This is a genomic window from Methylocystis iwaonis, from assembly GCF_027925385.1.
Classification (GTDB): domain Bacteria; phylum Pseudomonadota; class Alphaproteobacteria; order Rhizobiales; family Beijerinckiaceae; genus Methylocystis; species Methylocystis iwaonis.
This window is the reverse complement of record NZ_AP027142.1, coordinates 3,020,155-3,033,425: the sequence shown is the minus strand read 5'-3', so window position 1 is coordinate 3,033,425 and position 13,271 is coordinate 3,020,155. Positions and strand designations below refer to the sequence as shown.

General features: G+C 66.1%; 14 protein-coding genes. 5 read left to right on the top strand and 9 right to left on the bottom strand.

Annotated elements, in window-relative coordinates; translation table 11 throughout:
* Window positions 1-14 precede the first annotated feature (14 nt).
* The gene (locus QMG84_RS14520; RefSeq protein ID WP_281928774.1) at window positions 15-890 is read right to left on the bottom strand and encodes a transporter substrate-binding domain-containing protein; all 876 of its coding nucleotides are present in this window, start codon (window positions 888-890) and stop codon (window positions 15-17) included.
* Between the two features lie 58 nt (window positions 891-948).
* On the opposite strand from QMG84_RS14520, the gene QMG84_RS14515 reads away from it, so the two are divergent.
* Complete coding sequence (locus tag QMG84_RS14515; protein WP_281928772.1) at window positions 949-2,934, top strand: glycosyltransferase family 2 protein; 1,986 nt, start codon at window positions 949-951, stop codon at window positions 2,932-2,934.
* On the opposite strand, the gene QMG84_RS14510 is transcribed toward QMG84_RS14515, so the two are convergent.
* Window positions 2,893-3,966 (bottom strand): DGQHR domain-containing protein, encoded by a 1,074-nt coding sequence (locus QMG84_RS14510; RefSeq protein ID WP_281928770.1) that lies wholly within the window; start codon window positions 3,964-3,966, stop codon window positions 2,893-2,895. The two genes, QMG84_RS14515 and QMG84_RS14510, sit on opposite strands and share 42 nt — an antisense overlap.
* Window positions 3,967-4,469: 503 nt before the next feature.
* Between QMG84_RS14510 and QMG84_RS14505 the strand changes: the two genes are divergently transcribed.
* Window positions 4,470-4,691 (top strand): DUF2093 domain-containing protein, encoded by a 222-nt coding sequence (locus tag QMG84_RS14505; protein WP_202073903.1) that lies wholly within the window; start codon window positions 4,470-4,472, stop codon window positions 4,689-4,691.
* Here QMG84_RS14505 and lpxK read toward each other — a convergent pair.
* From lpxK to QMG84_RS14485, 4 genes are all read right to left on the bottom strand, one after another.
* Window positions 4,675-5,664 carry a tetraacyldisaccharide 4'-kinase gene (gene lpxK / locus QMG84_RS14500; RefSeq protein ID WP_281928768.1) on the bottom strand — a complete coding sequence of 330 codons (990 nt, stop codon included), beginning with the start codon at window positions 5,662-5,664 and terminating at the stop codon, window positions 4,675-4,677. The genes QMG84_RS14505 and lpxK overlap by 17 nt on opposite strands.
* 6 nt (window positions 5,665-5,670) lie before the next feature.
* Window positions 5,671-6,948, bottom strand: a complete 1,278-nt coding sequence (locus tag QMG84_RS14495) for a 3-deoxy-D-manno-octulosonic acid transferase (protein ID WP_281928766.1) — start codon at window positions 6,946-6,948, stop codon at window positions 5,671-5,673.
* A 123-nt stretch (window positions 6,949-7,071) separates the two neighbouring features.
* Window positions 7,072-7,326: a DUF4170 domain-containing protein gene (locus QMG84_RS14490; RefSeq protein WP_202073900.1), complete on the bottom strand. Its 255-nt coding sequence runs from the start codon at window positions 7,324-7,326 to the stop codon at window positions 7,072-7,074.
* Entirely contained in the window at window positions 7,323-8,189 is an 867-nt protein-coding gene (locus QMG84_RS14485) for an inositol monophosphatase family protein (RefSeq protein ID WP_281928764.1), read from the bottom strand. Before QMG84_RS14485 ends, QMG84_RS14490 begins: the two co-directional genes overlap by 4 nt.
* Window positions 8,190-8,373: 184 nt before the next feature.
* Between QMG84_RS14485 and QMG84_RS14480 the strand changes: the two genes are divergently transcribed.
* Window positions 8,374-8,898, top strand: a complete 525-nt coding sequence (locus QMG84_RS14480; protein WP_281928762.1) for a DUF6101 family protein — start codon at window positions 8,374-8,376, stop codon at window positions 8,896-8,898.
* Window positions 8,899-9,079: 181 nt separating this feature from the next.
* Here QMG84_RS14480 and QMG84_RS14475 read toward each other — a convergent pair whose 3' ends face one another.
* The 3 genes from QMG84_RS14475 to QMG84_RS14465 form a co-directional block, all read right to left on the bottom strand.
* On the bottom strand, window positions 9,080-10,390 hold the full coding sequence (locus tag QMG84_RS14475; protein WP_281928760.1) for an IS4 family transposase: 1,311 nt from the start codon (window positions 10,388-10,390) through the stop codon (window positions 9,080-9,082).
* Between the two features lie 263 nt (window positions 10,391-10,653).
* Window positions 10,654-11,481 (bottom strand): amino acid kinase family protein, encoded by an 828-nt coding sequence (locus QMG84_RS14470; protein ID WP_281928758.1) that lies wholly within the window; start codon window positions 11,479-11,481, stop codon window positions 10,654-10,656.
* A 14-nt stretch (window positions 11,482-11,495) separates the two neighbouring features.
* Window positions 11,496-12,308, bottom strand: coding sequence for an amino acid kinase family protein (locus tag QMG84_RS14465; RefSeq protein WP_281928756.1), 813 nt, complete (start codon window positions 12,306-12,308; stop codon window positions 11,496-11,498).
* Here QMG84_RS14465 and QMG84_RS14460 point away from each other — a divergent pair.
* Both QMG84_RS14460 and QMG84_RS14455 read left to right on the top strand, forming a co-directional pair.
* On the top strand, window positions 12,307-12,636 hold the full coding sequence (locus tag QMG84_RS14460; protein WP_281928755.1) for a hypothetical protein: 330 nt from the start codon (window positions 12,307-12,309) through the stop codon (window positions 12,634-12,636). The genes QMG84_RS14465 and QMG84_RS14460 overlap by 2 nt on opposite strands.
* A 66-nt stretch (window positions 12,637-12,702) precedes the next feature.
* A complete protein-coding gene (locus tag QMG84_RS14455; protein ID WP_202073896.1) occupies window positions 12,703-13,017 on the top strand; it encodes a hypothetical protein in 315 nt (104 codons plus the stop codon).
* Window positions 13,018-13,271: the final 254 nt, after the last annotated feature.

The window sequence follows — 13,271 nt, the reverse complement described above, 5'->3', positions numbered from 1 at the left end:
GAGGGGAGATTAGCTCAGAACGGCCCTATCGGAAAATACTTCAAAAAGAGTTCGCCCAAAACGCCCCGTCGATCGAGCCGCGCCAGCGCGTAATCGAGCGCCCGGCGCAGAGGCGCGTTGCCCTTTTTGACGGCGACGCCGACGCCCTCGCCGAAATAGCGCGGATCGGTGAAGGGGCCGTCCTTGAAGGTGCAGCATCCGCCCGCCTCCGCGCCGTTGAGCCAGAAGGACATGCCGATCGCGTCGCCGAAATAGGCCGCCACCCTGCCATTCTTGAGCGCGTTGCGCGCGAGAGCGGTCGTCTCGAAGGTCACGCGTTCGGCGCGCGGATAGAACGTCTCGAGAAAGGCTTCGTAGCGGGAGCCGGCGACGACGGCGACCTTGCGGTCGTCTATCGCCTCTGGGGAAGCAGCGGCGAGCGTCGTATCCGCGAGCGTCGCGAAACGGCCGGGGGTCAGGAAATAAGGGCCCGTGAACTCGACCTGCTTGCGGGTCTCGTCGTTGATCGAGAGAGAGGCGATGACGGCGTCGCCGCTATTGTCGTCCAGCGACGGAACAAGAAGATTCCAGCTTCGTCTCTGGATCGTGCAGGGCAGCTCCAGCTCGGCGCAGATCGCGCGGGCGAGATCGACGTTGAAGCCGGCGAGCTGTCCATCCGCGAGGAGAAAATTGAAAGGCGGATAGTCGTCTTCGGTCAGGAAGCGGATCTGTTTTATGTGCGAGAGATCGGGCTTCTGCAGCGCGCGATGCGGATCGACGAGCGACGGCGCCGCGGGCGCCGGATCGGCGACGGCGGCGCCGCTCGCGAGAGCAAAGGCGAGCGCTGCGACGAGGCGAAGCGAGAGCGCCACTGCAGGATGGGAAAAATTCGAATCAAATTTGTTGCGCACCCGATTTTTCTGACCGATAGTCAAGCTTGCATATTTTTTCATTCATTGAGTTTAGTTCATGAGCAAGGCGTCGGTCGACTATTTTTCCATCGATTCTGGCCTACGCAAGCGCGACGATTCGGGCTTTCCCCCGTTGCCTTTGCGCCGCAAAAGCCTCGCGGATGAATCCGCGCGGGAGGGGCGCAGGGCCTCCCGCAGGGTGGAAACGCCGCCTGTCGAAATCGCTTTTCTGCTCGATCACGGCGTCTCGCTCGACGCATTGAACAAAGCCGCTGGATTGGCGCGGCGTCAGGGCGTCTCGGCCGACGCGGCGCTCCTTGCCGAGGGCGTCGTCGAGGAAGCGTTTTTCTACCGCGCCCTCGCTCAGCATCTCGGGGTCGCCTTCATCGACGACACGATCGAGCTCGCGCCCGGCGCGCTTGCCGCGGCGGGGCTCGGCTATGTGCGATTGCGGGATCGCCGCGACGGCGTTCGTTGGCTCTTCGCGCCGTCGGGAACGCAAATCTTTCGTTTGACGAGCGTCGCGCGCGCAGCGAAAGGGCGGCCGCTTTTCGCGATCACGACGCGCACGCGTTTTCTGGAGGCGCTTCGCGACGCCTATCCGCGAGACGCCGTGTATGCCGCGAGCCATTCGGCGGAACAGATCGATGGGGATCTTTGCGTGCGCGGCTCCATGACGCGCGCGCCGCTCGCTTGCGCCACGGCGGCGTTGATCTGCATCGTCGTCAGCCTGTTCGCGCCTTTCGAAACCGTCAATCTCGCCGTCGCCTTCGCCCTCGCCGCGGCTTTCCTGGCGAGCGTCGTTCTGCGCCTGAGCGCCTGCGCTTCGAGCGCTTCGCGGCAGGAGGACGCGCGACGGATCGACGATGCGCGGCTTCCCGTCTATACGGTGGTCCTCGCGCTCTACAAGGAAGCGGCCGTCGCGCCGCAACTCGCGCGCGCCATCGACCGTTTCGATTATCCGCGCGCCAAGCTCGACATCAAATTCGTTATCGAGGCCGACGACGCGGAGACGGCTGCGGCCTTGCGCGCGCATCCGCCGCGCGCGCCGCATGAGATCATCATCGCGCCCGACGGAGCGCCGCGCACCAAACCGCGCGCGCTCAACATCGCCATGCCGCTGGCGCGCGGCGCGCTCGTCGCGGTGTTCGACGCGGAGGATATTCCCGATGCGCGCCAGCTCCGCCGCGCCGCCGCGCTTTTCGCCGCCGCGCCGCCGGATGTCGCTTGCTTGCAAGCAAGCCTTGTCATCGACAATGGCGCGCTCAATTGGATGACGGGCATGTTCGCACTCGAATATGCGGCGCTTTTCGATGTCTATAACAAGGGGCTGTCCCGGCTCGACCTGCCGCTCTTTCTCGGCGGCACCTCCAATCATTTCCGGCTCGCCGCCCTGCGCGAGATCGGCTTCTGGGACGCCTATAATGTAACCGAGGATGCGGACCTCGGGCTGCGTCTCGCGCGCGGGGGCTTCGCGGTGCGCACTTTCGACTCCCACACATTCGAGGAGGCGCCGGCCGTCTTTCGGGCGCTCGTCAAGCAGCGCACGCGCTGGTTCAAGGGCTGGATGCAGACGGCGATCGTTCATTGCCGCCATCCCGCGGGCTTCTTCGCCGATCTCGGGGCGCGGCGGGCTTTCGCCGTGCTCGCGATGTTGGCCGGCGGTGTTTTGGGTCCGCTGCTCGGTCCGCTCCTGATGTGCCGCCTGGCCTATCACGCCCTTTTCGGCGCGCTGTTGCGGCCGACGACATTCTTCGAGACGGCGTGCTGCGGGCTATGGTGCTTTCTCGCGCTGTCAGGAGCGGCGGCGCTGCTTTGGCCCATCCTCGCCGGGATGCGGCGACGGCGCCTTTCGGCACTTCGAAATGCGCTGCCCCATCTGCCGATCTGGCTTTTCATGCTCAGCATCGCCTGCTGGCGCGCCTTTTTCGAGCTCTGGCTGCGGCCCTTTCACTGGGAGAAGACCGAGCATGGGCTCACCATGCGCGGCCATCCGGAAGGCTCAGGCGAACAGCCATTGTTTGAGCAGGAAGCCGGCGCTTAGCGCCTTGCTGTAATGCTCGTGCAGCATGATATGCGTCATGCCGGCGCGCGGTAGGTCGCTCTTCTTCAGCCGGCGGAAGAAGGGAACGAGCACTTCCTCGAAATTGCGCACCGTATATTGGCCGCCATGCCGGTCGGCGACGCGCCCCGCGACATTAGTGAACAGCAGCATCAGCGCCTTGAACAGGACGGGATTGGCGATGTTCTGATCGATGGCGTGAAGCCCCAGGCCGTGACGGCAGGCGAGAATATAGGCGTTGAGAACGACATAGACTTCCTCGGCCGGCGCGCCGTCGAAGGCGCCTTTGATCGACCGCAGGGCCGCATTGAAGGTCACGCGGGAAATCATGCCCTTCTTGCGCTCGGCGGGGCTGAGGAAGCCGGCGAGCGCAGAATCTTCGCGCGTATGGAAGGCGTCGAAAACATTATGCAGCAGCGCTTCGGTTTCCGTCTCCAATTCCGAGAGTCGACGGATATCCAGCAAAAGCTCGTTAGGCACCGGACGCTGCTTGGTGTTGATGTCCATGAACAGCCGGCATTCCTGCGCGCGCGTCAGGCGGTTGTAGATCACAACTGGCACGCTCACCGAGGATTTGGCGAGCTTGAAGCCGAAGACGCGATGCTGCCCGTCGATGATGAGAAAGGCTTTCGGGTCCTTGCGGAAGGTAAGGGCGCCCTCGTCCTTGTCAAAGGAGAGATGCGCGCGCGTCTGCGCCGAGAGCACTACGGCGCCGGGCACGGTGCCCAAGCCCGCGTCGATGTAACGCGCGATCGATCTTGCGCGCCGCTCGTCGAGCAGGCGTTGGAAGCCGTCCGCCGGATTTTCGGCCCGAGCCTCGACCGTGCAGGTCTGGGCGAGAAGATCGCTCGGCAGCACGAGCGAATAGAAACGATGCTTGCCCTGGGTGACGATCAACGCGCGCTCTGAGATCGTTTTGGCCTTGGCGGCGTCGCGCGGGCTGGCGGCGGAGAACTCGGCGTCGTGGGGCAGGGGGTGGGAATCGGCCAGATCGCCTATGGTGTCCCGATCCATTATCGTGATCCCATCGAAGCGCGAACTTGACAGCGTTCGCGAAAGGCTGACTCGACGAATCAAAAATCGGCACTTGCGCGAAAGGCTAGGCGCGAATGACGACGGGAACAAGACCGCTGTGTTTCTTATTCGGGCAATTGGACGAACGCTGGGCGTGAACGCTTCCCTCCCCTTTACGGGGAGGGTGGCCCCGCGAAAGCGGGGTCGGGTGGGGTAAAGCCCCATCAGAGTCATTGCGGCGTGAGCCCCACCCGGCGGCCTTTGGCCGCCGACCTCCCCGTAAAGGGGAGGTATTTGCGGCTAACGACGCAGTTTGGCGTGAACTGGAAACTCTGGCGACACGCTCCCCACGATTGTTCGCGCTTCCTTTGGCGCCCGTGGGGTTGTAGACTTTCCGTCAAATTGGCCGGCCGGAGAGGGCGACGCCCATGAGGTCGATCATCTCGTCGATCCGACGACTGACAGGTCAGCCGCTGACGCGGCGCTTCAACAGAAGATATCGAATGAACCGCTACGAACGCACGCCGCAGCCGGCCGGGGAAGCCGAGATCGAGTATCTCGACGGCGAATATCGCATCCGCAAGCCCGGCGCCTATGTGCGCTGCGCCGTGACCGGCGAGCCCATCCCGCTCGAGGATCTGCGCTACTGGAACGTCGATCTTCAGGAGCCATACGCCGGCCCGCACGCCAAGCTCATGAAGCTCGGGGTCAAGAAGCCCGACTGAGGCGCGCGCGGGAAAGCGCGGCGTCGAGCGTCTCCAGGACGGCCTCCTGCTCGGCTATGGCGAGGCTAATGGGCAGAGCCTCTGCGGCGAACGCGGGCGGGAGGCGGACGGCGTCCTTCTCTGTTGTGACGAGCGTGGCGCCCTGCCGGCGCGCGAGCGCCGTCAGCTCGGCGAGGTCGTTTTCACTGTAGCGATGATGATCGGCAAAGGCCCGGGTCGCAACGACGTCGGCGCCTGTCTCCGCCAGGGTGTGGAAGAACTTTTCAGGGCGTCCGATTCCGGCGAAGCCGATGACTCGCCTGCCTGCTAATGCCTTTGCCGCTTGCGGGTCGGGAACGATTTGCGCCTCGAAAACCGGCTTTTTGCAAGACCTGCTAAGCACCCGCCCGGCAGCGCCCTCGCCGATGACGATCAGAGCGTCGGCGACCGCCATCTGCGCCTCGAGCGGCGCGCGCAGCGGGCCGGCGGGTAGGCAGCGGCCATTGCCCGCGCCATAGTCCGAGTCGATCACGAGCAGCGAGAGGTCTGGCGAGAGCCTCTGGCTGTGGAAGCCGTCGTCCAAAATGAGAAGGGTTGCCCCCAGGCCGCGCGCGAACGCCGCGCTTGCTGCGCGATCCGCGCCGACAATGGCGAGCCCATGGCGCGAAAGCAGCAGCGTCTCGTCGCCGGCCGTCGTCACATCGTCCTTTGGTGAAACGGCGAAGGGCTCGGTGCGGCCGCCGCGCCTGCCGTAGCCCCGTGTGAGTAGCGCGGGACGTTCGCCTTGCGCGGAAAGCAGCTTCGCCAGCGCGATGACGAGCGGCGTTTTGCCGTCGCCGCCAGCGGTCAAGCCGCCGACGACGATGGTCGGCAACGCGGCGCGCGGCGCCTTGCGGGCGAGACGGCCGCGGGCGAGCGCGCCATAGAGATGGCCAAAGGGCGAGAGCAGGCGGGAGGCGCCCCCTTCCGTGCGCCAGAATGCGGGCGCGCGCATGAGCGTTCAGCGCTCTGAGGCGGCGACTTGCGCGAGAAAGGGCTCGACCGCCGTCATGATCGCGCGCGAGGCGCCGCCGAGCTTGTCGACCGCTTCGGCGCCGGCGCGGCCCATGCGGCGCATGCGGGCGGGTTCGGAGAGGAGATATTGCGCGGCGCGCGCCAGCGCGGCGGCGTCGGCGACGCGCGCCGCCGCCTTGGCGGCCGCCAACTCCGTGTAAATCTCGTTGAAATTGTCGATATGCGGCCCATAGAGCACCGCACAGCCGAGCTTCGCCGGCTCGATCGGGTTCTGCCCGCCGCCGGGAACAAGCGATTTGCCCATGAAGACAACGCCGACGCTGCGAAAGAAGAGGCCGAGCTCGCCGATCGTGTCGGCGACATAGATCCGCGTCTCGCGGCGCGGCTCGCCATCGCGCGTTCGTAGCGCGGTCGCAAAGCCTTGCGCTTGCGCCAGCTCCGCGATTTCCACGCCGCGCTCGCGATGGCGCGGGGCGATGACCGTCAGCAGATTGGGAATCTGTTTGCTGATCTCGGCATGGGCGGCGAGGATCAATTCCTCCTCGCCCGCATGCGTCGAGACCGCCGCCCACACCGGACGCGCGCCGACCGCGCCGTTGAATTCGGCGAGACGCGCGGCGTCCACAGGCGGCGGCGCCACGTCGAATTTCAGATTGCCGGCGATGCGCACGCAGGGCGCGCCCAGCGCCAGAAAGCGCGCCGCATTCTCGGAATCCTGCGCCAGGCATAGATCGATCGCGCCGAACACACGGCGGGCGGCGCTCGGCAGGCCGCTCCAGCGCTCCGCGGATTTGCGCGAGATGCGGGCGTTGGCGAGCAGCAACGCCACCCCCCGCGTGCGCAGCGAGGCGACCATATTCGGCCACAGCTCCGACTCGGCGAAGACGGCGATGTCCGGGCGCCAATAATCCAGGAAGCGGTTGACGAAACGTGGGGCGTCGAGCGGGACATATTGGTGGAAGGCGCCGGCCGGCAGCCGCTGCGTGAGAATGCGCGCCGAGGAGACCGTTCCGCTTGTCACCAGCACTTCCGCGCCGCGCTGGATGAAGCGCTCGACCAGCGGCAGCAGCGAGACCGTCTCGCCAAGGCTCGCGCCATGCAGCCAGATCAGGCGCCCTTCCGGCCGCTCGCGCGAGGCGACGCCCAGACGTTCGTCGAGCCGGTCTCGGTCTTCCTTGCCGTGGGAGGCGCGCCAGTTGAGGCCGGCTCCGGCAAAGGGCGTCGCGGCGATGGTCGCCAATCGATAAAGCTTCAGGAGCGGCATGTTTACCGTGCTACGCAAACGCTTCGGCCCGAGGCCGCGCCGACTGGCCTAAGCGGCGTCGCGCTTCCCCGATAGAGAATAATGCTCCCAAAACCGGCGGATTTTGGAAAGCGCCAAGCTCGGTCAGAGCTTGTCGTGCTCGGGGTCGAGAAGCTTGTAGAGATGGACGACGAAATAACGCATATGCGCGTTGTCGACGGTCGCCTGCGCCTTCGCCTTCCAGGCGGCGACGGCGCTGTCATTGTCGGGATAGACGCCGACGATGTCGAGCTTTGCGGGATCGCGGAAGGTCACGCCGTCGAGCGCCTCCAGCTCGCCGCCGAAGACGAGATGCAGAAGCTGCTTGTCCTGTTTCGCGGGCGTCGCCTTCTTTGTCATGACCACTTTATTCCTTTCGAAACGTCCAGAGCTATCGTTCTCGTGTCCTCGATGAGAGGCTTGGGCGCGGCGACGAGCATGCCGCGCTTCGAGGAGCTGCGATTATAGGTGATCTCGCCCCCCTCGACTTCTTCGAGCGCGATCCCGGCCTCCTCCAGAATGACGTCGGCCGCGGCGATATCCCAATCGCGTGCATTGGGCGAAGAGATGACGAGATCGTGACGCCCGGCGGCAATATCCACGAGCCGCAGCGCCAGGGACGGCGTGCGCGGCGCGATCGCAATATTGTGCGGCAGAGCGGCGATACGCTCATGCAGCGGCCGCGGCGCGATGACCATGGCGCCGGCGAGCGTGGCGCGGCCGAGCGGCGAGAGACGCTCGCCATTGAGGAAGGAGCCTAATCCGCGCGCGGCGGTAAATGTTTCCCCGCGCGCCGGCGCATGGACGACGCCGATCGTCGGCCGTCCGCGCTCGACGAAGGCGAGGGAGACCGCCCAGCGCTCGTCGCCGCGGGTGAAGGCCTGGGTGCCGTCGATCGGATCGACGACGAAGATCGCCTCGCGCGACAGGCGCGCGTCAGTGTCGGCGGTTTCCTCGGAGAGCCAGCCGGCCTCGGGCGCGAGCCGGCGCATTTCCTCGAAGAGGAAACGGTCCACCGCGAAATCGGCCTCGGTCACCGGCGAGCCGCCGCCTTTGTAGGAGATCGCCGCCGCCGTGCAGGCGCCTGGGCGGAAATAGGCCATGGCGATGTCGCCGGCCTCGCGCGTAATCGCTTCGAGGCGCGACAGGAAGGCGGGACGGTCGGATTCGACGAGCGGCATCACGAGAAGCAGTAGGGGAGCCGCGGCTTGCCTGCAAGACATTCGCGGATGCGAATTGCCGACAATTTGATCAAATGTGTTTCCCCGCATTTACCTTGGAGTCGTGATAACGGCTCAAATGCAATGGTTTACGCTGCATTCACCAGGGTTTTTAGCAACTTTGCCGGGGCTCGCGCGGCAGGATCGTGGGGACAAAAGGAACAGCCCGAGCCCGAGGAGTGAAGCCATGTTCGAAGCCGGCAATGCGCGCAAGATCGATGAAGCGTTTCTCGTTCAACGCGACTGGCGTGCGGATGGCGGCGTGCGGCGCGTGCGCGTCACGCGCAGCGACATCCTCATCTCGCGGCGCTTCAACGGCGTCGACATGATGATCGCCGTGCCTGCGCCGGCCTATTGCGGCGTCGTGCTGGACGTGGTCGAGGGGCAGGATGGGGCCCCCTGCTACCGCCTCTCGCTGGCGCATCGCGACCGCGATCTCGACGTCGTGCTGGCGGAAACCCAGGACAGCGGCGACGCCGCGGCGGACTGGAAATATTGGGCGAGCTGGCTCGCCTTGCCGCGGCTCGCGGCCGAGAACGGCAAGCTCGCCAGGGTGGATGCGGCGACTTCGTCGCTCGCGGCCCTCCCGCGCCGGGGCGCCTCCAGCCTGCGCAGCCGTCGCCCGCGTTTCCTCACGCGCCGCAAGACGGGCGTCGCCGCCCGCATGGCCGAGGTCTTCGCCGGCGAGCGCGAGATCATCTGCTACGAGTGAGCCGCAGGCTGCGTAATTAGTGATAGCGATTTGGCGTCATGATCCCCATACCTCCCCTTTACGGGGAGGTCGGCGGCCGAAGGCCGCCGGGTGGGGCTCGCGCCGCAACGGCAGTGGTGGGCTTTACCCCACCCGCCCCCGCTTACGCGGGGCCACCCTCCCCGTAAAGGGGCTATCGGATTCACACATCGTAGAAGGTCAGCGCGGCTCCGAACTTTATTCGTCGAAAGTCGTCGAGGCCCTGGCGCATTACTTTGGGGCCGGGCTTTCCGTAATAGGCGGTCCAGCCGCCGAGCCTGGCGACGACCCAGGCGGCGAAGGCGAGGCTGCCTTTGCGGTGGGGGTTCTTCTGGCGGGCCGTCGCGCCCTCGAGCTTCGCCGAGACGGCCTCGAGCAGCGCTTCGTCCTCGGGCTCGAAAGCGTCCGTCAGCAACTGGTCGGTCGCGCCATCGCGCGCCTTGACCAGTTGCATGACCGTCACAGCGGCGACCGCCGTCGCCGCCACCAGCTTGATCATCACTTTCGGATCGCAGATGTCGGCCTGCTCGATCTCGAAGCCCGCCGTCTTCAGCGTGCGGAAGAATTCCTCGATGGTCCAGCGCATTCGATAGAGGTCGATCACCCGGCGCGCCTCGGCCAGGCTCGTCGCCGCATGGGTCGTGAGAAGCCGCCAATGAATGGGCGCGACGCCCTCGGCGGCCCCGACCTCGCGCACGTCGACCAAAGTCACGCCGACCGCGTCCGGCAAGTCGCGCGCGCCGTGGCGCGGCTTGCGCAAAGTGACCGGCGAGACGCGGACCGCGAGCGCCGCCTTGCGCGCCTTGCGTCCCGGAGCCGCCGGGATCTCGGCGACGAAGCGGCCCGCCTCGGCCAATCCGTCGGCGAAGGGGAACAAAAGCTCGATCGCATCCTCGCCGTCTGCGGCGATCGTCCGGTTCTGGCAGGCGCGCACAATCAGCTCCACGCCGCCCGGACGCTGCGCGAGATGCGCGTAGATGTCGCTCTCCCGATCCGAGACGACAGTGATCCGCTTCGCCGCCGCGAAATCCTCGCGCGCATGCGTCGCCACATCGAGCCAGCGCTGCGATTCCTTGTCCGCGAGCGCGCGCGAGCGCCGCGCCGCGACCTTGGCCCCCGTGTCGCGGTTCCAGACCTCGGCATGAGCGAGGCCGAGCAGCGCGCCCGTGCCGGCGTCGAGCGCCAGGGCCGCGTGCAGCAAAAGGCCGCGCGTCCCGCCGCCCTTGCCGACCGGCCCATAGCCGTTCGCCTGCGCGCGCTTGCCGCCGAGCGCCAGCTCGCTGGTGTCCTGCGCCACCACTATGTCGCGACCCGCCGCCCGCGCCGCTGTGAGCCCGGCGGCGTGCCGCGCCATCTCCTCGGCGGTCACCGCAGGATTGCGCAGGAAGCGCGCGAGCCGCACCTCCTGCGCCCGCCGCCCGCCGGCGATCCGACGGATGCGCGCGCACGGCCGCGCGACGAGGCCCCGATGCAACGAGACCCCCCTTTTTCCAGGCGGCGGTCGCCGAACCGCCCCAGTCCATACGAAATCGCCATGCCCCACCCCGCGAATCAAAACGCGACCCACGGAATCAAACAGACCCGACCGAGGCAATCACGATGTGTGCATTCGATAGCCGTAAAGGGGAGGGATGGGCTCACGCCCGGCGTTCGGCGTTACCCCGGAGGGTCAGGAAGTGCTTGCGCCCCCGATTGCCGATCGCTCGCAATGACGGGTGAGCGCTAAATCCGTAGCGCTCAGGCCGCCTGCGCGCCGGTGCGGACAATTGTCCCGACATGCTCGCCGCGCAGCGCGGCGGTCAGCCGGCCCGGAACGAGTCCGTTGACCACCTGCACCCGCTCGAGATGCCGCGCATTCGCCATGACCTCGAGGAGCGCGCGGTCGAAAGGCAGCGCATCGAGCTTCGAAAGCTCGGCGCCGCTCGCCTCGCGGATCAGCTCGGCCCGCTCGCCGCCGGGGCCTTTGGGGTCGGTCGTATAGACCCCGTCCACGTCCTCCACGATCGTCAGACCAGCCGCGCCGAGCGCGTCGGCGAGCAGAAATGCGCCGGTGTCCGCGCGGTGCATCGGGATGCGCGAGTGTGGGAATTCGTGGTGGTGGTAGGGCGGAAAGGCGCTTCCGACCACCGCGCGGGCCGCGGAGAGATGGATGGCGAGCTGGTTGGCGATGGTCGGGTGCTCGACATAGGAGACGCCCTCCGGCGCGAGCAGCGAGGCGAGGATATGACCGTTCTGGCCGGCTTCGCTCGCCGCGAGCGGGGCCAGCGAGCCCACCGGCAGGCCGAGATCGAGCCCCACGCCATAGAGGTGGCGAGCGCGCACGCCCGCGCCGGTCAGGATCAGCAGACGGTGCTCGGGCAGGAGCTTACGGATTTCGTCGACGATCGGGAGGATGGCGTCCGCGCCGCGATCCATGATCGAGCGGCCGCCGATCTTCACGACCTGCAGCCAGGGGAGGAGCCGGATCGGGCGGCGGCCGGCGACCGGGCGGATGAGATCGCCGTCGAGGAGGGTCTGGCGCGCGAGCGGCGAGGCGACGTGCTTGATGCTATTGGCGTCGGTCATGGGAAAAAACTCTTTTAGCTCGCGGTGATGATCGTGCCGACATGCTCGCCGGCCAGCGCGCGTGTCAGATTGCCGGGGACGAGGCCGTTGACGACCTGCACTTCGCGGACGTGGCGCGCGGCTTTCAGCAGATCGAGCATGGGGAACTCGAGGATCGAGTCGTGCAGCCCCTGCGCCTTCATCTCATCGACCGAAATCTTCGGGATGAACTTCGCGTCCTTCGCGGTTTTCGGATTGGCGGTGTAGAGGCCGTTTTCGTCCTTCACGAAGATCATCGCCTTGCAGCCGAACTGCTCGGCGACGAGGAAACATCCGGCGTCGGTGCGATAGGGCGGGATGACGCCCTCGGGCGCGGGGCGCATCCAGACATTGTAGGGCGGCATGCCGCTGAAGATGACGGCGTTCACCTCGGCGAGGTAGAGCGGCACCGCCGAGAGCGCGGCGCCGTTGACGGCGGAGACGCCGTATTTGGCGAGCAACTGTCCAAGCATTGCGGCGTTCTGGTCCGCGACCGAGGCGCCGAGCTGCGAGAGCACGCCCGCCGGCAGGCCGAGCCCCGCCGCGATCGAATAGAGATGCCGCGCCCGCGTGCCGGCGCCGGTGCCGATCAGCAGCTTATGGGCTTTGCGGGCGGCGACGATCTCGTCCACCAGCGGATAGACCGCCGCGCGGCCACGGTCGATGACGCTTTGCCCGCCGATCTTGATCACGCTCGCGTCCGGCAGAATGCGGAAATCGGCGGCGGATTCGGCCGCCGCCAGAAGCTGCGCGTCGGTCAGCGATCGCTGCATGAGGAGGGCGTCGAGCGCGGCCGTCGTATTGGCCATGAGGGCAACCTTTCGTGATATTTACAATTTTTTATTCCACTGTCTCGATACAGCTTCGACAATTACCTCGCAATATGTAGAAATTCTGCTTCTTTTACTGCGCGGAAAACACGGCAAATGCTTCGCCGGAAAAGATGATGGAAAACGCCTGCGCCGAATTTGCGATGCGGCTTCGCGCGGTCACATCCCCAAGCAGGGCATCAAAATTGCTTGGCAGTGCTGCCAGGCGAAACGGGGGTTGTCGACCGACTTCCCACACGTCCGGCGTGCGACATCAAATCCGCTTGATTGGCTCGTTACGCGAGCTGCTCGGGCGGAAATCACATGAGAGAGGCTTCCTTCGTCTCGGTGACGAAGAAGCCGACGATCCCTCGAGCGTGGGGCAGTCGAGAAGATGCAAGTCACATTCATCCGGAATACGTCAGATGGCCGCGCAATCGAAGTCATCGGTCCCTATGTCTGCGTGGCGCGCGAGCCGGTCGCCGACGGGATCGTCGAGATCGCGACCCATCCCAATCGCAAAGCGATCCTGGCGAGTGTGCCCAATGCGACGCATATGGCGGGACCGCTCGTCTTGACCGCGGAAGAAGCCTCGGCGGTCCGCGGCGCCCTCGCAGCCGCGCAGCCGGCGCCCGTTGAGCCGAGCGAAATCGACAGGCGCTTTCGCGAGGCTTACAACACTCGAAGCCGTCGGGAGGGCATCGAGTAATACGAGATCCGCTTGATTGGTTCGGCGTCATTCCCGACGCTCGCGCAGCGAGCGATCGGGAATCCAGAGCCAAACCAGCGCTTTTGTGGCTCTGGATTCCCGATCGGGCCTTCGGCCCGTCGGGAATGACAAGCCCCAATCCGAGCTATTCAAACGGAAACGGTATAAGGGGCGCGCGGCAAGTTTGACGCGCGGCCGTCAGTGGTTGGCGCTGAGGCGCAAGCTCATCTCGATCGTCGAAATCATGCGCCGCT

Coding starts and splice junctions, on each gene's coding strand:
- QMG84_RS14505 (WP_202073903.1), top strand. CDS start 4,470: ATGAACCGCTACGAACGCACGCCGCAGCCGGCCGGGGAAGCCGAGATC.
- QMG84_RS14460 (WP_281928755.1), top strand. CDS start 12,307: ATGAGGGCAACCTTTCGTGATATTTACAATTTTTTATTCCACTGTCTC.
- QMG84_RS14485 (WP_281928764.1), bottom strand. CDS start 8,189: ATGTCTTGCAGGCAAGCCGCGGCTCCCCTACTGCTTCTCGTGATGCCG.
- QMG84_RS14480 (WP_281928762.1), top strand. CDS start 8,374: ATGTTCGAAGCCGGCAATGCGCGCAAGATCGATGAAGCGTTTCTCGTT.
- QMG84_RS14465 (WP_281928756.1), bottom strand. CDS start 12,308: ATGGCCAATACGACGGCCGCGCTCGACGCCCTCCTCATGCAGCGATCG.
- QMG84_RS14495 (WP_281928766.1), bottom strand. CDS start 6,948: ATGCCGCTCCTGAAGCTTTATCGATTGGCGACCATCGCCGCGACGCCC.
- QMG84_RS14490 (WP_202073900.1), bottom strand. CDS start 7,326: ATGACAAAGAAGGCGACGCCCGCGAAACAGGACAAGCAGCTTCTGCAT.
- QMG84_RS14515 (WP_281928772.1), top strand. CDS start 949: ATGAGCAAGGCGTCGGTCGACTATTTTTCCATCGATTCTGGCCTACGC.
- QMG84_RS14455 (WP_202073896.1), top strand. CDS start 12,703: ATGCAAGTCACATTCATCCGGAATACGTCAGATGGCCGCGCAATCGAA.
- QMG84_RS14470 (WP_281928758.1), bottom strand. CDS start 11,481: ATGACCGACGCCAATAGCATCAAGCACGTCGCCTCGCCGCTCGCGCGC.
- QMG84_RS14510 (WP_281928770.1), bottom strand. CDS start 3,966: ATGGATCGGGACACCATAGGCGATCTGGCCGATTCCCACCCCCTGCCC.
- lpxK (WP_281928768.1), bottom strand. CDS start 5,664: ATGCGCGCGCCCGCATTCTGGCGCACGGAAGGGGGCGCCTCCCGCCTG.